The following is a 20,861-nucleotide window of genomic DNA, read 5'->3' as shown; positions in this document are numbered from 1 at the left end:
ATCGAGCCGCTCTCGCTCACCGCCGCCGAGGCCCCGTGATCGTCTCGTACGACGACGTGACCCCGCACAAGGGAGTCGACCGGAGGGCCGGGACCGCCGGAGGTGACGGTGAGGTTCACACGGGTGGCGTGGACCCCACCGTCCTGGCGTCGTCGTCAGGACGCGGCCGGAAGACGGGGCCACGGCTGCTTGTCGTCGGAGGTCTGCCGTACGAGGGCGCCGGACGCAACTCATCTCCACGGGAACTCCGCGCCCCACAGGCCCGTCGGCTTGCGTCAGGCGTCGAGTTCCCGGGGCCCGTAGAGTGCGTGACCGGCCCCCGTGGCGAGCGCCCAGTAGCGGTCGCCGTACGACCAGTGCCACCACTCGGTGGGGTAGTTGACGAGGCCCGCAGCGACCAGCGCGTCGGACAGCAGCCGACGATGGGCCCGTGCCCTCCCGCTGATGCCGTCCGCGGCGCTGTAGCAGGCGCCGTCGCTCTCCTCGGGGTTCGCGTTCACCGGAGTGCCCATGTCCAGCTCCCGACCGTCGGCGTCGACGAGGGTGAGGTCGACGGCGGCGCCCGTGCTGTGCGGGGCGATCTCGGGCGGGGACACGTAACGGCTCGCCGCGTCGCGCAGGCGCACGGCGTCCCACTCGGGGTGTTCCGCACGCAGTCCGGCAGCGTACCGGTCGTAGTAGAGCCACTGGAGCGAGGGCGGGCGGTAGCCCTCGACGAACAGCAGCCGTACACCGTCGAGCAGCAGCTCCCCGGCCGCCACGAGCCGGTTCAGCACCCCTTCGCGTAGATGCGCGTAGGCCCCGAGTCGTCCCGTCTGCGGGCGTCGAGGGGGAAGGGCTCCTCCGTCCGTACGTCGGGGAGCGGCTCGCCACAGTCCACGACGGGTATCGCGGCGATCTTCGGGTCGGACATCAGCACGATCCGGGACATGGGGCGATCATGCCGCATCGCGGAGCCGACGCCCCCAGGGCCTCGGGGCCCCAGAAGCCCCGGAGAGACCGGGTGGGGCCCGGCCGGGGCATCCGGGGTGCCGGGCGGACCGCCCGGCACCCCGGAAGGAGTTTTCTCGCCGCCCGTCGCGACGGCGAGGACGTGCGGACCGCCTGGCCCCGAAACGGTACGGTGAGCGCCCTGCCGGGCGCCCCGTCGAGCGTCCTACTTGATACCGAGCGAGTTGCAGAGCGACTTGTAGGGCGCCGTGCAGATCTTGCTGACGGGGTAGATGCCGTCCTGGACGACCGTCTTCTCGATGTTCTCCTTGGTGAGGTCCACCACGGGCACGAGCTGGGACGGGATGTCCTTGTTGGTGGGGCTGTCGACCTTGTCGCGGGTGAGCGCGTCGAACTCGATCGAGCGGCCCTGGACCCGGGCGACCGCCATCTCGGCGGCGGCGTTGGCCTCCTGCGGGTACGACTTGTACACGCTCATGTACTGGTCGCCCTTGATGATCCGCTGCACGGCGATCAGCTCGGAGTCCTGGCCGGTGACCGGCGGGATCTTGCTGACGCCCGCGGCCTTGAAGGCGTCGATGACCGCGCCCGCGATGCCGTCGTTGGCGGCGTAGACACCGGCGATGTTGTTCAGCCCGACGTCCTGGATGGACTTCTCCATGTTGGCCCTGGCGTTCTCCGGCTTCCAGTCCTTGGTGTCGTAGGCGCTGGAGATGATCACCTTGCCCTCGAGCTCGGACTTGGCGCCCGCCTTGAACTCCGCGGCGTTGGGGTCGGTCAACGAACCGTTCATCATGACGATCTTCTTCGAGGCCGAGTCCGTGCCCAGCGCGGCGATCAGGGCCTTGGCCTGGACCTGGCCGACCAGCTCGTTGTCGAAGGAGATGTACGCGTCGATCGGACCCTGCGCCAGCCGGTCGTAGGCGATGACCGGGATACCGGCCTCCTTGGCCTCGCGCACACCCTTGGCGATCGACACCGAGTCCACCGCGTCCACGAGGATGACGTCGATCTTGTCGTCGATCATCTGCCGCATCTGCCGGAGCTGCTTGGCGGCGTCCTGCTCCGCGTTCAGGTAGACGACATCACCCTTTTTGTCGGTGAGCTTCTGAACCTGGTCCCGGATGATCGGGTAGTCGAACTTCTCGTAACGGGTGTTCTCCTTCTCCGGAAGGAGCAGGCCGACCTTGATGTCGTCACCCTTCGTGGCGCTCGCCGAGGCGCCGTCCCCTCCGATGCCGATCATGCCGCAACCGGTGACGGTGACGGCCATGGTGGAGGACGCCACGGCTATGGCGGTACGGCGGAGGCCGGTGTTACGAGTCTTCACATCAGGTGCCTTCCGGGCGAGGTTGCGGCATTGCGACCCAGGTGGCTGAAAGCCAACGCGGCGATCACCTCAGCGTCAAGGAGTAACCACTTAACGAGATGGCAACGGCGCTTTGTGTTCCACAAGTGAACGCGACGGGAAAAGAGTACGCCCATCCACCGACCGACCCCCTCAGCTTCACCTTCTGTCATTCACAGGTACAACCAACTTCCGTTCACAGGAGTCATGACCCTCGACGGTTTTAACCGCCGTTGACGATCGAGCGGACCAGAAGGAACACATGCACAGAGCCATCGGCACGCGGGGCGCCATCGCCTCCGCCCTCGTGCTGGCCACCGCGGGCGGACTGCTCGGAGCGGCCGACACGGCCGCCTCCGCAGTGACCAACTGCACATCGCCTGTCTATAAGCGACAGTTCTATGCGAACACGACCTTCTCGGGCACACCGAAGAGGACGGACTGCGACTCCGCGATCGACCAGAACTGGGGCTCCGGCGCGCCCGCGGCCGGGCTGCCCGCCGACAACTTCGGCGTCCGCTGGACCGTGACCCGCGACTTCGGCTCGGGCGGCCCCTTCACCCTCCCCGTCACCACCCAGGACGGAACACGGGTCTATCTGGACGGGGTGCGCAAGGTCGACCTGTGGAAGAACGTCTCGTCCACCCAGTCGAAAACGGTCAATCTGACCATTCCCGCCGGAAAGCACACGCTGCGCGTCGATTTCGTCAACTGGACGGGCAAGGCGAACGTCACTTTCGCCTACAAACCCGTCACTTCTCCCGGTACCGACAGAATCAAGCCACTTGTTCCCGCGGGTTCCGCGGTGTCGTACGACACCGCCACCGGCAGGGCCAAGGTCTCCTGGTCCAGGAACGCCGAGATGGACCTCGCGGGATACCGCGTCTACCGCCGCCTCAAGGGCAGCACCGCGTGGGCCCTGCGGACCACGACGACCGCCACCTCGTACACCGACACGTCCCTCCCGGAGACCGGCGCCACCTACTACTACGAGGTCCGTGCCCGCGACAAGGCGGGCAACGAGTCGGCGGGGACGGCCGACCGGGGCGTCACCACCGTCGACAGGACCCCGCCCGCGGCGCCGTTCGTCGAGATGGACGTCTGCCCCGACGACCAGCCCTACGCGGCACCGGAGCTCGTGACCACCGCGGCGAACGCGGCCGACATCGCGCTGTACTCGATGCAGCGGCTGAACCCGTCGACCGGCACCTGGACCACCGTGTACTCCGGCACCAAGGGCGCGATCTGCGACACCGGGTACCGGGCCGACGGCAGCAAGGTCACCTACCGGGGAAGGGCCCGCGACGCCGCCGGGAACTGGTCCGCGTACTCGGCCGCCACCACGTTCACCACGTCCGACCGGACACCGCCGGCACCCGTCTCCGGCGTCCGCGTCGAGTACCTGTCGGGTGTTCCCCATCTGACGTGGTCCCCGGTCACCGACGCCTCCTCGTACCAGGTCCTCCAGTACGACCCGTCGAGCGGCGGCTGGTCCGACGCCCTGCCCGGCGGCGGCACCACCACGCGGACCGACATCGTGCCGCGCCAGCTGGCCGCGGTCGCCGACGGCTACCGGTACGCGGTGCGCTCGGTGGACGCCAGGGGCAACGCCGCCGCCCCGGCGGAGACCACCCTGACGATGGCCGACCGGCCCGAGGCCGTCCCCGCGTACGAGACCACCGCGAACCGGTTCGGCGAGGGGGTGATGATCGAGTGGACGAGCGCCGATCCGTGGACCTTCGACGAGGGCCCGCTGCTCACGTACAAGATCGTCCGCACCGACCCGGCGACCGGGCGGAGCACCACCGTGGAGCTCTGCAAGCCGAACATCATGTTCGACGACACGCTCCGGCCCCCGTCGACGTACTGGTCGTGGGCCGATGACCGTGCCCCGTCCTACGCGGGACGCAAGGTGGTCCACGGCACCTGCTGGGACGTCTCCGGAGCCTCCGAGACGACGTACGAGTACCGGATCGTCACCATCGACCCCTACGGGCACGAGTCGCGGACCGGCCCGGCCGCCACGGCCACCACACCGGACACCGAACGCCCCGCTCCCGTGGAGAACCTGACGGCGGAGCAGCTCCCGCTCGGCGTCCGCCTGACGTGGACACCGCCCGCCGACGACGACATCACCAAGTACAAGGTCTGGCAAGGGGTCACCGACCCGGAGACCGGCGGGACGCGGTGGGCGGGCAACTGCTGGAGAAGCACCTCCCTGGCTCCCACCGAGATCCTCTGCCCCACCGTGCCCGACGGCGCCACCCACGTCTACAAGGTGGCTGCCTCGGACGGTCAGGTGGACGAGGACGCCGGACCGGAGGCCTACCGCCCCGCCGAGGTCTCCGTCACCCTGCCGGACACCCGCCCGCCGGGCTGGACCGGGACCGACGTCCGCGAGGACCAGTACCCGGAGCTGGTGGTCCGCTGCGGCGAGACCATCTACGACATGCCGTGCGGTGACCACACGGACTACCGCTGGGAGAAGTGGGACGCGGCCGCCGGCACCTGGACCACGTTCGCCACGGGCAAGGTGACCGCCCCGAAAACCCACATGGACACCACCGTGAACGAGGACCGGCTGGGGCTGTACTACTACCGCGCCGTCTACATCGACCCGACGGGCGAGGAGGAGGTCGTGAAGCAGCAGGCCTACGGCATCTGGGACGACTGGCTCTGACCCGGACCCGAACGCGAAGGGGCCCGGCGGTTCGGACGAACCGCCGGGCCCCTTCGCGTGATGGACTACTCGGCCGCCCGCTTGGGGCGCCACACCACCAGTGCGCTGGTGTGCTGGACCTCCTGGTACGGGACCAGGTCACGCCGGTAGGAGGCGTGCACGGCGGCCTCGCGCTGCTGCATGGCGGCCGCGGCCCCGTCGAGGGCCGACTCCAGCTCCGCCACGCGGGACTGGAGCGCGGCCACCTGGTTCTCCAGCTCGATGATGCGCTTGATGCCGGCCAGGTTGATGCCCTCGTCCTGCGACAACTGCTGCACGGTGCGCAGCAGTTCGATGTCACGGGCCGAGTAGCGGCGGCCCCGGCCGGCCGTGCGGTCGGGAGAGACCAGACCGAGCCGGTCGTACTGACGCAGGGTCTGCGGGTGCAGTCCGGAGAGCTGGGCCGCAACCGAGATGACGTAGACCGGGGTCTCCTCGGTCAGTTCATAGGGGTTGCGTCGACGACCGGTCGTGTCCATGGCTCCGTCATGCTCCCTTCGCGGCCTGGAACAGCTCCGTCCGCGGGTCCTCACCCGCGGTCGCCTCGCGATACGCCTCCAGGGCGTCACGAGCCTTGTCGGACAGGTCCTGGGGGACCGCCACCTCGACGGTGACCAGGAGGTCTCCCCGGCTGCCGTCCTTGCGGACCGCGCCCCTGCCCCGGGCGCGCATGGTGCGTCCGTTGGGGGTGCCCGGCGGCAGCTTCAGGGTCACCGGGGGGCCGCCCAGCGTCGGCACCTTCACCTCGCCGCCCAGCGCCGCCTCCGAGAAGGTGACGGGCACGGTGACGGTGAGGTTGTCGTCCTTGCGGCCGAAGACCGGGTGGGCGTCGACGTGGACCGTGACGTACAGGTCCCCCGCCGGGCCTCCCCGCTCTCCGGGAGCGCCCTTGCCGCGCAGCCGGATCCGCTGGTTGTCGCTGACCCCCGCGGGGATCCGGACCTGCATCGTGCGGGACGACTTGGCCCGGCCGCTGCCCTGGCACTCCATGCAGGGGTGCTCGGCGATCAGGCCGCGGCCCTTGCAGTCCGGGCACGGGTCCGTGAGCGAGAATCCGCCGCCCGAGCCCCGCGCCACCTGGCCGGTGCCGACGCAGGTCGGGCACACGCGCGGTGTGCCGTTCTTGTCGCCGGTGCCCGAACAGGCCTTGCAGGCCGCCTGCGAGGTCATGCGCAGCGGAACGGTCGCGCCGTCCACCGCCTCCGTGAAGGAGAGCGTGACCTCGGTGTCGATGTCCTGGCCGCGCCGGGGCTGCGTACGCGTGCCCGTGCCGGCGCCGCCGCGGTTGAACAGGCCCCCGAAGACGTCACCTATGCCGCCGCCGAAGCCGCCGGCTCCTCCCGCTCCCTGGCCCTGGGCACCGCCTCCGAAGAGGTCGCCCAGGTCGAAGTTGAAGTTGCCGCCGGCGCCGGGACCGGGCCGGAAGCCACCGCTGCCGAAGAGGGCGCGTGCCTCGTCGTACTCCTTGCGCTTCTTGGCGTCGCCGAGCACGTCGTTCGCCTCGGAGATCTCCTTGAAGCGCTCCTCGGCCTTGGCATTGCCCTTGTTGGCGTCCGGATGGAACTCGCGGGCGAGCTTCCGGTACGCCTTCTTGATCTCGGCCTCGGTGGCGTCCTTGGGGACGCCGAGGACCTTGTAGAAGTCCTTCTCGATGAAGTCCTTGGTGCTCATCCCCGACGTCCCTCCTCCCTCGTCCGTTCAAGCTCAGCCCTCGTCCGGGCCACCGCTCTCCTTGTCATCGGCCGCCTCGGCCGGCTCCTCGGCCTTGACCGTCTGCGCCCCGGGCTGCGGCTCCGCGACGGCCACCCGCGCGGGGCGGATGGTGCGCTCGCCGAAGCGATACCCCGGCTGCAGAATCGCCACGCACGTCGTCTCCGTGACGTCCGGCGCGTACGAGTGCATCAGGGCCTCGTGGATCGTCGGGTCGAAGGGCTCGCCCTCCTTGCCGAACTGCTGGAGTCCCATCTTCGCCGCGACGGTCTCCAGGGATTCGGCGACGGACTTGAATCCGCCGACGAGTTCCCCGTGGTCCCGCGCGCGGCCGATGTCGTCGAGCACGGGCAGGAGTTCGGTCAGGAGGTTCGCCACGGCGATCTCCCTGACCGCGATCCGGTCGCGCTCGATGCGGCGGCGGTAGTTCTGGAACTCGGCCTGGAGCCGCTGGAGGTCCGCGGTGCGCTCGGTCAGTGCCGTGCGCGCCTGGTCCAGCTGGGCCGTCAGGCCGACCAACTGTGCTGCTGCGTCCCCGTCCGGGGCCGCCGCCCCCTCCGCAGAGGGGGTGGCGGTCTGCGGCTCGGCGTCGTCAGAGGTGGCGCCGGAAGGGACGTCGGGCTGCTCTTCGAAGCCCGGGGTCTCCTCCGTCACGCGGCACCGTCCCGGCGGTCCTCGTCGACGATCTCGGCGTCGACGACGTCGTCGTCGGCCTTCGGGGCCTCGGCGCCGTGGGCGTCGCCGCCGGCGGCCTGGGAGGCCTGGGCGTCGGCGTACATGGCCTGGCCGAGCTTCTGCGAGACCGCGGCGACCTTCTCGGTGGCGGTGCGGATCTCGGCGATGTCCTCGCCCTTGAGCGCGCCCTTGAGCTCCTCGACGGAGGCCTCGACCTCGGTCTTGATCTCGCCGGGGACCTTGTCCTCGTTGTCCTTGAGGAACTTCTCGGTCTGGTAGACGAGCTGCTCGCCCTGGTTGCGGGTCTCGGCGGCCTCGCGGCGGGCGTGGTCCTCCTCCGCGTACTTCTCGGCCTCCTGGCGCATGCGGTCGACCTCGTCCTTCGGCAGCGAGGAGCCGCCGGTGACGGTCATCTTCTGCTCCTTGCCCGTGCCGAGGTCCTTCGCGGTCACGTGCATGATGCCGTTGGCGTCGATGTCGAAGGCGACCTCGATCTGCGGGACACCGCGCGGGGCCGGCGGCAGGCCGGTCAGCTCGAACATGCCGAGCTTCTTGTTGTACGCCGCGATCTCGCGCTCGCCCTGGTAGACCTGGATCTGCACGGACGGCTGGTTGTCCTCGGCCGTCGTGAAGATCTCGGACCGCTTGGTCGGGATCGTGGTGTTGCGCTCGATGAGCTTGGTCATGATGCCGCCCTTGGTCTCGATGCCGAGGGACAGCGGGGTCACGTCGAGGAGCAGGACGTCCTTGACCTCACCCTTGAGGACACCGGCCTGCAGGGCGGCGCCGATGGCGACGACCTCGTCCGGGTTCACGCCCTTGTTGGCCTCGTTGCCGCCGGTCAGCTCCTTGACGAGCTCGGCGACGGCGGGCATACGGGTCGAGCCGCCGACGAGGACGACGTGGTCGATCTCGGACAGCTGGATGCCGGCGTCCTTGATGACGTTGTGGAACGGCGTCTTGCAGCGCTCCAGGAGGTCGGCGGTCAGCTGCTGGAACTGGGCGCGCGTGAGCTTCTCGTCCAGGTGCAGCGGGCCCTCGGCGGAGGCCGTGATGTAGGGCAGGTTGATCGAGGTCTCGGTGGACGAGGACAGCTCGATCTTGGCCTTCTCGGCGGCCTCGCGCAGACGCTGGAGCGCCATCTTGTCCTTGGCGAGGTCCACGCCGTGGCCGGAGCGGAACTGCTGCACCAGGTAGTCGACGACGCGCTGGTCCCAGTCGTCACCACCGAGGTGGTTGTCACCGTTGGTGGCCTTCACCTCGACGACGCCGTCGCCGATCTCCAGGAGGGACACGTCGAAGGTGCCGCCACCGAGGTCGAAGACGAGGATCGTCTGGTCGTCCTTGTCGAGGCCGTACGCCAGGGCGGCGGCGGTCGGCTCGTTGACGATGCGAAGGACGTTCAGACCGGCGATCTCGCCGGCTTCCTTCGTCGCCTGGCGCTCGGAGTCGTTGAAGTACGCCGGGACGGTGATGACCGCGTCGGCCACCTTCTCGCCCAGGTACGCCTCGGCGTCGCGCTTCAGCTTCTGCAGGATGAAGGCGCTCATCTGCTGCGGGTTGAAGCTCTTGCCGTCGAGCTCGATCTTCCAGTCGGTGCCCATGTGACGCTTCACCGAACGGATGGTCCGGTCAACGTTGGTGACCGCCTGGCGCTTGGCGACCTCGCCGACGAGCACCTCGCCGTTCTTCGCGAAGGCGACGACGGACGGCGTGGTCCTGGCGCCTTCGGCGTTGGTGATGACGGTGGGCTCGCCGCCTTCGAGAACGCTGACGACGGAGTTAGTCGTGCCCAGGTCGATGCCGACCGCACGTGCCATTTCGATTCCTCCAGCAATGACTTGAGTGGAACGGACTCAAGTGTGCACGACGTCCGCCTCCCGGTCAACAGACCTGAGTCGCAGGGGCTCAACTCTTATCCGTTCCTTACACGCATGGAGCCTCTGAGCTGCTGTTTTCTCAGAGAGTCAGTGAACCTTCACCGCGCCCGGCGCCTCCGGACGGGGGCGCCCCGGACGCCCGAGCGCCCTCGGGACGGGTCCCCCGGGGGCGGGGATCGCGTGCGGACGGTCCCGGCGCGGACGGGGCCCGGGACGCACGGCTCCCATGACGACGACCGCCGCCACGGCACCGGCCGGCCACCAGGCCGCCCCGGCCCCCAGCCACCCGAGATCGATGCACAGCCCCACGAGCGCGGCCGCGAACGCCGCCAGTCCCGTCACGACCAGGCCCCCCTGCCGGGTGAGCCCCGCCCGGCGCAGCCGGTGCACCAGGTGGTCCGGCGCCGGGCGCAGCAGCGGCCGCCCCGCCCGGCGCCGCGACACCAGGACCAGGAGGACGTCCGCGCCGGCCACGGCCGTCAGCGCGAACGCGGCGCCGAGGCCGGGTCCGGGGGGCCGCTCCGCGTGCACCCGCACGGCCGCCGAGGCCAGCACGAACCCCGCGAACAGCGATCCGCAGCGTCCCGGCGCGATCCGGGCCGGCGGCCATCCGTGCATGAGGAAGCCGGTGAGGGCGGCGGCCAGCACGCTGAGCAGCGCGGCGAGCCCGTCCATGATCTCGGCGGCCGCGCACCCGCTGAGCGCGAACGCGGTGATGACGCCGACCGTCCCCATCACCCCGTCGGCGTGGTCCAGCGAGCGGAAGGCCTGCGTGACGAAGACGGTCCAGGCCACCGCCAGGATCCCGGCCGGCACACCGAGCTCGTCATAGGGGACGGTCAGCGCGGCGGCGACGGTGACGCCCGCCGCGCACACCACCGGGGGCACGGGCAGCAGATCGGCGGCCAGTCCGAGCAGGGCGACCACGATCCCGGCGACCAGCAGCTCCCCGGCCTCCGGCCCGAGCGGGGCGGCACCGGTCCAGTCCCCGGCCCAGCCGACGAGCGCCGTCGTGCCCACCACGGCCAGCCCGCCGAGGAGCGGAACGGGCTTGCTCCTTCCGGGGGTCCGCGGTCTCGCCCGGCGCGCGGGAGGCCCCGCCCCGCCGGCCGGGCCGAGGCGCAGGGAGAGCGACCGCAGCAGCCCGGCGAGTGCGGCGGTCAGGAGCAGAGCGGCGGTGGCGGCCGTGATTCCGTACAGCACGTCGCCAATTTAGGGGGAATTGTCACAGTATTGGGTGAATAACACGATCGGGTTCACGTGTCCTGTCGTCACCGGACGAACCGCACCCGGTACCCGTCCCCCGGGCGCCCACTCAGGCTTCCCTCAGCGACGCAGATCACCGCACCGCTGACTACAGTGCGGCGGAGGAAGTGGGTAGTCTCAGACGGACTGCATAAGTTACCGCTTAGTAATCACCTTCGAGACCGCCTCGAAGAACACCTCGCAGGCCCGAGGAGCCCCCGAATGCAACTCGCCGCGATCATTGTGTCGCTGGTCCTGACCGTGGTCGGCGTTGCGCTGCTAGCACGCGCCATCGGTCAGTTCGTCCGGTACTTCAAGCTGGGACAGCCGGTCCCGGCCGGTACCCGGACCGACAACCCCTACGCGCGCAGCGTGACACTGGTCAAGGAGTTCCTCGGCCACACGCGGATGAACCGCTGGGGGATCGTCGGCTTCGCCCACTGGTTCGTGGCGATCGGCTTCCTGACCCTGCCGCCGACCCTCGCCCAGGCCTTCGGCCAGCTCTTCTCGGCCGACTGGACGCTGCCGGTCATCGGCGGCTTCCTGCCGTTCGAGCTGTACATCGAGTTCATCGGCGTGATGACGATCCTCGGCATCGCCGTGCTCATCGCGATCCGCCTGCTGAGCCTGCCGTCCCGCCCGGGCCGCAAGTCCCGCTTCGCGGGCTCCAAGGCCGGCCAGGCGTACTTCGTCGAGTACGTCATCCTCACCATCGGCCTCGCCATCTACGTGCTGCGCGGTCTCGAGGGCGCCATCCACCACGTGGAGCACTACGAGGCCGCGTACTTCGCCTCGTACCCGCTGGTCCTGGCCTTCAAGGGCCTGAGCGTCACCACCCTGCAGAACCTGATCTACCTCACCGCCATGGTGAAGATCAGCACCTCGTTCATCTGGATGATCGTGGTCTCGCTCAACACCAACATGGGCGTGGCCTGGCACCGGTTCCTGGGCTTCCCGAACATCTGGTTCAAGCGCAACGCGACGGGCGAGACCGCCCTCGGCGGCCTCCAGCCGATGACCTCCGGCGGCAAGCCGATCGACTTCACCGACCCCGGTGAGGACGACGTCTTCGGCGTCTCCCAGGTCGAGCAGTTCTCCTGGAAGGGCCTGCTCGACTTCTCCACCTGCACCGAGTGCGGCCGCTGCCAGTCGCAGTGCCCCGCCTGGAACACCGGCAAGCCGCTCTCCCCCAAGCTCCTGATCATGTCGCTGCGCGACCACGCGCACGCCAAGGCCCCGTACCTGCTGGCCGGCGGCGGCAAGACCATGGAGGGCGAGGAGAAGGCGTCCGAGGAGCAGCTCAAGGACGTTCCCGCCGCCGCCCTCGCCGAGGCCGAGCGCCCGCTGATCGGCACCGCCGAGGAGAACGGCGTCATCGACCCGGACGTCCTGTGGTCCTGCACCACCTGCGGCGCCTGCGTCGAGCAGTGCCCGGTCGACATCGAGCACATCGACCACATCGTCGACATGCGCCGCTACCAGGTGATGATCGAGAGCGCGTTCCCGTCCGAGGCGGGCACGATGCTCAAGAACCTGGAGAAGAAGGGCAACCCCTGGGGCCTGGCGAAGAAGCAGCGCCTGGAGTGGCTCAAGGAGGTCGAGTTCGAGGTCCCGGTCGTCGGCAAGGACATCGAGGACCTCTCCGAGGTCGAGTACCTCTACTGGGTCGGCTGCGCCGGCGCCCTGGAGGACCGCGCCAAGAAGACCACCAAGGCCTTCGCGGAGCTGCTGCACATGGCGGGCGTCAAGTTCGCGATCATGGGCGGCGACGAGAAGTGCACCGGTGACTCCGCCCGCCGCCTCGGCAACGAGCCCCTGTTCCAGGAGCTCGGCATGGAGAACGTCGCCGCGCTGAACATGGCCTTCGGCGAGGACGACGAGGACGAGTCGACGAAGAAGCCGAAGTCGGCGAAGAAGATCGTCGCCACCTGCCCGCACTGCCTCAACACCATCGGCAACGAGTACCCGCAGCTCGGCGGCGACTACGAGGTCATCCACCACACCCAGCTGCTCCAGCACCTCATCGACGAGGGCAAGCTGCTCCCGGTGACCCCGGTCGAGGGTCTGATCACGTACCACGACCCGTGCTACCTGGGCCGCCACAACAAGGTCTACACGCCCCCGCGCGAGATCATGTCCGCCGTCCCCGGCCTGCGCCAGCAGGAGATGCACCGCCACAAGGAGCGCGGCTTCTGCTGCGGCGCCGGCGGCGCGCGGATGTGGATGGAGGAGCGGATCGGCAAGCGCATCAACAACGAGCGTGTCGACGAGGCCCTGTCGCTGAACCCCGACATCGTCTCCACCGCCTGCCCGTTCTGCCTCGTCATGCTGACCGACTCGGTCAACGGCAAGAAGAACGACGGCAAGGCCAAGGAGTCCGTCCAGGTCGTCGACGTCGCCCAGCTGCTCCTCGAGTCCGTCAAGACCCCGGTCGAGGAAGAGCCCCCGGCGGGCGCGGCCGAGTCGGAGAGCGAGCCCGAGCCGGAGCCGGTGAAGTAGCCGCCCCGCCCGGACGACCGTCCGGCACGACCGTCCGACACACACGACTGTCTGACACAGCCGCCTGACCCGGCCCGTCAGGCACAGGCCGACCGGCCCGGTCCGGATCGGTACGACCGACACCCCCGTGCTCCCCGGAGCACGGGGGTGTCGCCGTAACCCGAACGCGTGCATCATGATCCCGTCGCTTTCCACGGGGCTGACGAGGTGAGCGGTGCACGGGCGAACACGCGGGACACGTACGGCGACGGCTCTCGGCCGCGCCCTCCTCCGCGCCGGACACCCGTGCGGGCCGCCGACGCCCCCGCCCGGCTCCCCGTCCCGCAGGACAAGGGCGGCGAGGCCGCCGCCGACGTCACCTTCTCCACCGCCGCGTTCCTGTCGGAGACCTGACGGATCAGGACGTGTCGACGAGTCCGCCCCCGACACCCCCCTGATCCCCGTCCGGCCCCGTAGTCCCTCCTGGAGCCCGCCATGCGTACCCGCCACCGTCCGGCCGCCGTCCTGGGGTGCGCCCTTCTGCTCACGGTCGCGGGGTCCGGCGCGAGCGGGCTCTTCGGAGGCGGCCGCTCCTCCCGCCCCGCCACCACGAGGCCCGCCGCCGGAAAGCCCGCCGAACACTCCGACCCCGGCGACTTCAACGGCGACGGCTACGACGACTTCGTGGACGTCGTGCGGTCGAAGTCCAAGGACGGGAAGAAACACGCGGAGAACCTGGTCGTGGTCTACGGATCGCGCACGGGCCTCGTCACCACCACGGCACGACGGACTCCGGCCGGCACCGAGCCGGACGCGGCCTTCACGTCGGCGCCCCTGCGCACCGACCTCGACGGCGACGGCTTCACGGACCTGGTCGGCAGCCGTGGTACGGGCGAAACCGCACGCGAGACCTTCGCGCTGTTCGGCGGCGCGCACGGGCTGAGCGGCGCCCGCCGGCTCGACCTGCCCGCCGGCTTCCGCCCGTTGGCCGCCGCCGACTTCGACGGCGACGGCTCCGTGGACCTGCTCGACGGCGGCCACGGCGGCCACAGCGGCTCGGGCAACCCCAACGCCACCGGGAAGGGCGGCGACGGGCTGCTCCTGTACGGGCCCTTCGACCGCGAGGGGACACCGGCCCGGCGGGCCGTTCTCGACCTCAGCCAGCACGGCTATGTCACACCCGCCACGGCCACCACCGGTGACTTCGACGGCGACGGCAGGGCCGAGGTGGTGTTCACGTACTCCCTCGACTTCGAGCAGGACGAGTCAGACGTGGAGGAGGGCAAGGGCCCGCCCTCCGACCTGCACTCGACCGGCGTGTACGAGGGCGGCGAACAGGGGCTTGTGCGGGACACCCGTCAGGAGAAGACCATCGGTGGCCTGACGGAGCCCGGTGTCCCGGAGACCGGGGACGCGGACGGCGACGGCCTCCCCGACCTGCTCGTGCACACCAAGTTCCCGACGGGCACCCTGACGATCCTGTACGGGGCGAAGTCCGGTCTGGACACCGGCCGCGAGCGGACCGTGATCGGCAGCACGGGCGCTGCCGACTGGTACTCCAGCGGCTTCGGCTCGTCGCCCGCCGTCGGCGACGTCGACGGCGACGGGAGACCGGACGTCGTCGTGAACACCCCGACCTTCCGGGGCCACGACGGCAAGGTGACGCTGCTGCCCGGCGGGGCGGACGGGACCCAGTCCCTCGACGGCGAGCAGGGGATCGACTCGAAGACCGACGGCCTGCCCGGCACCCCGAACCCGTACGACTGGAACGCGTTCAACCACCGTCCCCCGCTGCTCGACGTCGACGGCGACGGCCACATGGACGCGGTCGTCTTCGGGCCGCTGTACGAGAAGAGGAAGGGCGCGTACCTGGTGCTGCGGGGCACGGACGACGGGTTCGCTCCCAAGGAGACACGGCTCTTCACACCGGACGACATCGACGTCCCCCTGCGGCTGACGTAGTGCCGCGGCGACGGCCGCGCGACGACCCGTGCGCCGGCCGGCTGCGCGGCCGACGCGGTCTCGACGCACCGTGCGACCGGGCGGCTTCGGCGTGGCCGGGGTGTCGCACCCCGTGAACCCCGCACGGCTCAAAAATTCTTCGCATGCACGTACAACCCTCAACCACCTTGACCGGTCTCCTGTTGGACGACCACCTCGCCACTCCCGGAACAACTCCAGGTGAACACGGGTGGTACGACAACCCATCGACTCTGGACGCGCCCCCAAGCGTCCCCGCATGCCGCAGGAGAACCCCGCATGCACAAGCGTCACCCGCACCACGTGCGACTGGCCCTCGCGACGGCGACGGCCGCCGCGCTGACGGGCGGCCTGCTCACCTTCTCGGCCGCGACCGCGACCGCCGCGGACTCCGCCAGGGTCCCGCAGGCCGACTTCAACGGCGACCACATCGGTGACGTGGCCGTCTCGGCCCACGGCGCCTCCGTCAGCGGGCACGCGGGCGCCGGCCAGATCGTCGCCCTCTACGGCACCGCCACCGGCGTGTCGTCCGCCAAGCGCTCCACGATCAGCCAGAACACCACCGGCGTCCCCGGCACCGCCGAGGCCGGCGACGGCTTCGGCGGCGAGACGGCGTACGCCGACTTCAACGGCGACGGTTACGACGACCTCGCCGTCTCCTCCCCGTGGGAGAAGGTCGGAACGGACACCAACGGCGGCGCCCTCGCCATCCTCTGGGGCTCCGCGAACGGCCTCACCGGCAAGAGCGTCGACGTCCCGGACCCGTCCCCCTCCTCGCACGACTACTGGGGCAAGGACCTGGCCGCCGGCGACTTCGACGGCGACGGGAAGGCCGACCTCGTGGTCGGCAGCTCGGCGAGCACGCTCTACGTCTACAAGGGCGGCTTCAGCACGTCCGGCACCCCCGGCGGCCGTACGACGATCAAGCCCCCGATCCAGTCGGGCACCAACGACAGCCCCTACGGCCCGATGAGCCTGACCGCGGGCGACGTGAACGGCGACGGCAGGACCGACCTGATCGTCGACGGCTTCGAGACGCAGTCCGACGGCTGGAACACGAACTACTACGTGCCCGGCACGGCGAGCGGCCTGAGCGTGGCGTCCGCCAAGGCCCTCAAGACCGGCATCATCACCGGCATCGGCGACATCAACGGCGACGGCTTCGGCGACATCGTCAGCGGCGCGGGCTGGGACGGCACCCTGGACGACGGCACCCCGGTCCCGGACTCCGCCAACGGCGGCAAGGTGAACATCACCTACGGCTCGGCGTCCGGCCCGGCCGGCACGACCGGGGTCACCCAGAACAGCGGCAACGTCCCCGGCTCCTCGGAGAAGGGCGACGGCTTCGGCTGGGACCTGGACATGGGCGACGTCAACGGCGACGGCTTCCAGGACCTGGTCGTCTCGGCCCCGAACGAGGACCTCGGCGGCGTCACCAACACCGGCATGGTCACCGTCATGTACGGCTCCGCGTCCGGCATCAACGTCTCCTCCGGCATCCAGGCGTTCGCGCAGAGCACGGCGGGCGTCCCCGGCAACGACGAGAAGGGCGACCTGTTCGGCGCGGACGTCAAGCTCGACGACGTCAACGGCGACGGGAAGGCCGACCTGCTCGTCGGCTCGTACGAGAACTCCGCCGACGGCGCGGTCGTCTACCTGCCCTCCGACGGCCACACGATCACCACGGCCGGCTCCCGCTTCGTCGCCCCGGACGCGTCGGGCGTCTCGACGTCGGGCACCCCCCAGTTCGGCGCCCTCTTCGCCGACTGACCGCCCCCGAAGGGGCCGCCCCGTCCGGGCGGCCCCTCCCACCACGGCGTTTCGCCGGGCGGCCGCCCCCGTAGGGGCAGCCCGCGGCGCTCCCTTAAGGGATGTCACAGCTCGGACCCAATGCCGGGCCCGTTGCCCCGGCCCCCGCACACCGCCCGCCAGGACCAGGTACGTTCGATGACGTGGCTGGATTCAGGATCGGACGCGGGGGCCGGGACAACCGTGCCCCGCAAGGGCGACCGCAACAACAACCGTCGTACGGACAGTCCTCCCAGGGACGTGGGCAGCAGTCCCCCCGGGGAGGCGGGCAGCAGCCGTACGGCTACCCGCCCGCGCCACCGCAGCCGCAGTACGGGGGACAGCAGCCGTACGGCGGACCGCAGCAGGGCGGGCAGCCCTATCGCGGCGGACAGCAGGGCGGCTGGCCCCAGGGCGGCGGACACGGCGGCGGGCACGGCGAGCCGGAGTACTTCGGCGACGGACACCCGCAGCAGGGTCCGGACCCGTACGCCGCGAACAGCCCCGGCCACACCCAGGCCTTCTCGATCGGCGAGGACCCCTACAACCAGGGGGACGTCTACCAGGCGGGCCGGTCGCCCGCTCCGCCGGTCGGCCCCAAGCTGCACTGGAAGGACCTGCTCACGGGCATCGTGACGGCCCCGAACCGGACCTTCCTCCAGATGCGCGACTACACGATGTGGGCCCCGGCCCTGATCGTGACGTTCCTCTACGGCCTGCTGGCGGTCTTCGGCTTCGACGGCGCCCGCGAGGACGCGATCAACGCGACCCTCTCCAACGCCGTCCCGATCGTCCTGACCACCGCCGTCGCGCTCGTGCTCAGCACGTTCGTCCTGGGCGTGGTCACCCACACCCTGGCCCGTCAGCTCGGCGGCGACGGCGCCTGGCAGCCCACGGTCGGCCTCTCGATGCTGATCATGTCCATAACGGACGCCCCGCGGCTGGTCTTCGCCATGTTCCTCGGCGGCGACGCGTCCTTCGTGAAGCTCCTCGGCTGGATCACCTGGGTCGCCGCGGGCGCCCTGCTGACCCTGATGGTCGGCAAGTCCCACGACCTCCCGTGGCCGAAGGCCCTCGCCGCTTCGTCCATTCAGCTGATCGCCATCCTGTCGATCATCAAGCTGGGCACGTTCTGACGCCCACGACGGCGCACACGCCCGCCCAGGGCGCACGAGAGAGGGGCTCCCGGCATCGCCGGGAGCCCCTCTCTCGTGTCACGTCCGACTCAGCGGGCAGCCGGCTCCGGGGCCGGGACGGCGGAGCTGCGGGAATCGGCGAGACGGGTCTTCAGGGTCTGAGTGCCGAGGGCGAGACAGACCCCGAGCAGCAGGACGTAGAACACGCCGATCTTGTGCAGGTCGTCGAGGAAGTACCACACCGACGTCAGCCCCGTGAACCAGAACGCCACCAGCGCGAACCCGCCCGAACGCCCGTCCTGGTAGGCGGCGGTCAGGCACAGCCCGGCGACGAGCCCCAGCAGCAGGGCGATGACGACGTACCGCGTCTCCCAGCCCAGTTCGGCGCGGGAGAACCCCGACCACACCGCCACGGCCTCCGCCACCGGAGCCCATGCCACGGCACACGCCAGGCGGGCCGACCACAGCAGCAGTACACACCCCGCGAGGCCGCCGAGCAGAGCGACCAGAGGGAAGTGCTCGGTATCGATCATCTCGGACCGCGACACCACCACCGCGAGGGCGCTGCCGAGGAGCGCGACCATCCCCTCCGGCGTGGGCTGGAACACCACCCGCCCCAGGGACCGGATCCGGTCCGGTCCCGTCACGGCCCGGTCGTGTCGCGGAGTCTCCGCCGGCTCGGGCCGGTCCGCCTGAGCACGGGGGTCCGCGGCAGCCGGGGTCGGCATCGTGGGTGCCGTGGACATCCGCGCGGCCCGATCCAGCTCCGCCTTCATCTCCGCCGCGTCGGCGAACCGGTCCTCCCGGCGCTTGCGCAGCGCCCGCAGCACGACCGCGTCCACGCCCGGCGGCAGTCCCGGGCGCAGCCGCGACGGCGGCACAGGCTCCTGCACCAGGTGCTGGTGCATCACCGAGAACGGCGACTCCCCGGTGTACGGAGGGCGGCCGGTCAGCAACTCGTACAGCAGGCAGCCCACCGCGTACAGGTCCGTCCGGTGGTCCGCGTCGCGGCCTTCGATCTGCTCGGGCGCCAGATAGGCGGGGGTACCGACCGCCACGCCCGTCCCGGTCAGTCGGGTCGCCAGCTCGCTGAGCGCCTTCGCGATGCCGAAGTCGAGGACCTTGGCCGTCCCGGCCCGGGTGAGCATGACGTTCGCAGGCTTGATGTCCCGGTGCACTATGCCGTGGCCGTGACTGTGCCGCAGTGCCTCGAGCACCTGCCCCGCCGCGTCGACCGCCTGCTCGGCCGACAAGGTTCCGTCCCCCAGGGCCTGGGCGAGGGTCCGGCCCTCGACGTACTCCATGACCAGGTACGGCACGGCGCAGCCGTCCACCACGTCCTCGCCCACGTCGTACACGGTCGCCACGCCGGGATGGTTGAGCGCGGCGGCCGCGTGTGCCTCGCGCTGGAACCGGGCGAGGAACTGCTGCTGCAGCGCCAGCTCGGCGGAGAGCGTCTTGACCGCGACGGTACGGCGCAGGCGGTGGTCGACGGCCCGGTACACCGTGCCCATCCCGCCCTGGCCGAGCTGCTCCACCAGCTCGTACCGCTGCCCCAGCGTCCTGTGCTCCACCACGTTCCCCCAACGGGCCGTCCACGTCCTCGTACGTGTCGACGCCGGCGGTCCGTGGTTCGCAGATCGCGTTCGACACACGGGAAGAGACCCTAGACGCCGGGCACCGTTCCCATCGGGTGACGTGATCAGAGCCTCATGCGCGGGCGACCACGAGGTACGGGAGAGGGGCTCCCTGCATTGCCGGGAGCCCCTCTCACACGTCACGTCCGCCGACCGTCGCGGCGGCGCCCCACGCCTACGCGTCGAGCACCTGCCCGGCCCGCCGGACGACGGGCGGTTCGGCGCTCCACGGGAAGTTGATCCACTCGTCGGTCCGCTTCCAGACGTACTCGCACTTCACGAGCGACTGGGTCTTCTCGTAGATCACGGCGCTGCGGACCTCGGCGACCTCGCCGACGCAGAAGTCGTGCACGAGCTTGAGCGTCTTGCCCGTGTCGGCGACGTCGTCGGTGATCAGGACCTTCTTGTCGGAGAAGTCGATCGCGTTGGGGACGGGGGCCAGCATGACCGGCATCTCCAGCGTCGTCCCCACCCCCGTGTAGAACTCGACGTTCACCAGGTGGATGTTCTTGCAGTCGAGGGCGTAGGCGAGCCCTCCCGCGACGAAGACGCCGCCGCGGGCGATCGAGAGCACGATGTCGGGCTCGTAGCCGTCGTCGGCGATCGTCTGGGCGAGTTCGCGTACGGCGACGCCGAACCCTTCGTAGGTGAGGTTCTCGCGCACGGGGGACATGGTCATCGCCTCAGACCTGGGTGCGGTGGAAGTTCAGGAAGGAGCGCGAGGGGGTCGGTCCGCGCTGGCCCTGGTAGCGGGAGCCGTACCGGTCGCTGCCGTAGGGGAACTCGGCCGGCGAGCTGAGCCGGAACATGCACAGCTGCCCGATCTTCATCCCCGGCCAGAGCTTGATCGGCAGGGTCGCCAGGTTGGACAGCTCGAGGGTCACGTGCCCGGAGAACCCGGGGTCGATGAACCCGGCGGTGGAGTGGGTGACCAGCCCCAGCCGTCCCAGCGAGCTCTTGCCCTCGAGCCGCGAGGCGATGTCGTCGGGCAGCGTGATGACCTCGTACGTGCTGGCGAGAACGAACTCCCCGGGGTGGAGGATGAACGGCTCGTCGCCCTCGGGCTCGACGAGCCGCGTGAGGTCCGCCTGCTCGACCGAGGGGTCGATGTGGGGGTAGCGGTGATTCTCGAACACCCGGAAGTAGCGGTCGAGCCGCACATCGATGCTCGACGGCTGCACCATGGATTCGTCGTAGGGATCGATCCGGACCCGCCCGGCGTCGATCTCGGCCCGGATGTCCTTGTCAGAGAGAAGCACGTCCTGAGGATACGCAAGGCGCGCGGGGCCACCACAATCGTGGCGGCCCCGCGCG

The 20,861-nt window shown here is 70.3% G+C and carries 15 protein-coding genes and 1 pseudogene; 6 read left to right on the top strand and 10 right to left on the bottom strand.

What is annotated here, in order from left to right; genetic code table 11:
- Positions 1-275: 275 nt before the first annotated feature.
- Both ACICHK_RS21345 and ACICHK_RS21340 read right to left on the bottom strand, forming a co-directional pair.
- A pseudogene (locus ACICHK_RS21345) lies at positions 276-931 on the bottom strand (M15 family metallopeptidase).
- A gap of 225 nt (positions 932-1,156) precedes the next feature.
- Positions 1,157-2,281 (bottom strand): substrate-binding domain-containing protein, encoded by a 1,125-nt coding sequence (locus ACICHK_RS21340; protein WP_406838159.1) that lies wholly within the window; start codon positions 2,279-2,281, stop codon positions 1,157-1,159.
- Positions 2,282-2,561: 280 nt separating this feature from the next.
- On the opposite strand from ACICHK_RS21340, the gene ACICHK_RS21335 reads away from it, so the two are divergent.
- The gene (locus tag ACICHK_RS21335; protein WP_406838158.1) at positions 2,562-4,979 is read left to right on the top strand and encodes a PA14 domain-containing protein; all 2,418 of its coding nucleotides are present in this window, start codon (positions 2,562-2,564) and stop codon (positions 4,977-4,979) included.
- Between the two features lie 65 nt (positions 4,980-5,044).
- Here the strand turns inward: ACICHK_RS21335 and ACICHK_RS21330 are convergent, their stop codons facing one another.
- The 5 genes from ACICHK_RS21330 to ACICHK_RS21310 form a co-directional block, all read right to left on the bottom strand.
- Positions 5,045-5,497 carry a heat shock protein transcriptional repressor HspR gene (locus ACICHK_RS21330; RefSeq protein ID WP_103550081.1) on the bottom strand — a complete coding sequence of 151 codons (453 nt, stop codon included), beginning with the start codon at positions 5,495-5,497 and terminating at the stop codon, positions 5,045-5,047.
- Positions 5,498-5,504: 7 nt separating this feature from the next.
- On the bottom strand, positions 5,505-6,689 hold the full coding sequence (dnaJ, locus tag ACICHK_RS21325; protein WP_406838157.1) for a molecular chaperone DnaJ: 1,185 nt from the start codon (positions 6,687-6,689) through the stop codon (positions 5,505-5,507).
- A gap of 33 nt (positions 6,690-6,722) precedes the next feature.
- Positions 6,723-7,382: a nucleotide exchange factor GrpE gene (gene grpE / locus ACICHK_RS21320; RefSeq protein ID WP_151470093.1), complete on the bottom strand. Its 660-nt coding sequence runs from the start codon at positions 7,380-7,382 to the stop codon at positions 6,723-6,725.
- The gene (dnaK, locus tag ACICHK_RS21315) at positions 7,379-9,223 is read right to left on the bottom strand and encodes a molecular chaperone DnaK (RefSeq protein WP_103550084.1); all 1,845 of its coding nucleotides are present in this window, start codon (positions 9,221-9,223) and stop codon (positions 7,379-7,381) included. Before dnaK ends, grpE begins: the two co-directional genes overlap by 4 nt.
- A 147-nt stretch (positions 9,224-9,370) precedes the next feature.
- Positions 9,371-10,486 (bottom strand): MraY family glycosyltransferase, encoded by a 1,116-nt coding sequence (locus tag ACICHK_RS21310; RefSeq protein WP_406838156.1) that lies wholly within the window; start codon positions 10,484-10,486, stop codon positions 9,371-9,373.
- 264 nt (positions 10,487-10,750) lie between these two features.
- Between ACICHK_RS21310 and ACICHK_RS21305 the strand changes: the two genes are divergently transcribed.
- The 5 genes from ACICHK_RS21305 (at position 10,751) to ACICHK_RS21285 (ending at position 17,910) form a co-directional block, all read left to right on the top strand.
- Positions 10,751-13,027: a heterodisulfide reductase-related iron-sulfur binding cluster gene (locus ACICHK_RS21305; RefSeq protein WP_151470091.1), complete on the top strand. Its 2,277-nt coding sequence runs from the start codon at positions 10,751-10,753 to the stop codon at positions 13,025-13,027.
- Between the two features lie 207 nt (positions 13,028-13,234).
- Complete coding sequence (locus tag ACICHK_RS21300; RefSeq protein ID WP_406838155.1) at positions 13,235-13,420, top strand: hypothetical protein; 186 nt, start codon at positions 13,235-13,237, stop codon at positions 13,418-13,420.
- Between the two features lie 81 nt (positions 13,421-13,501).
- Positions 13,502-14,968, top strand: coding sequence for an FG-GAP repeat domain-containing protein (locus tag ACICHK_RS21295; RefSeq protein ID WP_406838154.1), 1,467 nt, complete (start codon positions 13,502-13,504; stop codon positions 14,966-14,968).
- A gap of 297 nt (positions 14,969-15,265) precedes the next feature.
- Positions 15,266-16,756 (top strand): FG-GAP and VCBS repeat-containing protein, encoded by a 1,491-nt coding sequence (locus ACICHK_RS21290; protein ID WP_406838153.1) that lies wholly within the window; start codon positions 15,266-15,268, stop codon positions 16,754-16,756.
- A gap of 101 nt (positions 16,757-16,857) precedes the next feature.
- Entirely contained in the window at positions 16,858-17,910 is a 1,053-nt protein-coding gene (locus ACICHK_RS21285; RefSeq protein ID WP_406838152.1) for a Yip1 family protein, read from the top strand.
- Between the two features lie 89 nt (positions 17,911-17,999).
- On the opposite strand, the gene ACICHK_RS21280 is transcribed toward ACICHK_RS21285, so the two are convergent.
- The 3 genes from ACICHK_RS21280 to dcd all read right to left on the bottom strand — a co-directional run bounded on the left by ACICHK_RS21280 (position 18,000) and on the right by dcd (position 20,806).
- Complete coding sequence (locus ACICHK_RS21280) at positions 18,000-19,484, bottom strand: protein kinase domain-containing protein (RefSeq protein WP_406838151.1); 1,485 nt, start codon at positions 19,482-19,484, stop codon at positions 18,000-18,002.
- A gap of 238 nt (positions 19,485-19,722) precedes the next feature.
- Positions 19,723-20,220 (bottom strand): phosphoribosyltransferase, encoded by a 498-nt coding sequence (locus ACICHK_RS21275; protein ID WP_406841277.1) that lies wholly within the window; start codon positions 20,218-20,220, stop codon positions 19,723-19,725.
- A gap of 10 nt (positions 20,221-20,230) precedes the next feature.
- A complete protein-coding gene (gene dcd / locus ACICHK_RS21270) occupies positions 20,231-20,806 on the bottom strand; it encodes a dCTP deaminase (protein WP_151470086.1) in 576 nt (191 codons plus the stop codon).
- Positions 20,807-20,861 lie beyond the last annotated feature (55 nt).

Source organism: Streptomyces sp. AHU1, assembly GCF_045343905.1.
In the GTDB taxonomy this organism is placed as follows: Bacteria; Actinomycetota; Actinomycetes; order Streptomycetales; family Streptomycetaceae; genus Streptomyces; species Streptomyces triticiradicis.
This window is presented reverse-complemented; position numbering and strand designations above follow the sequence as displayed.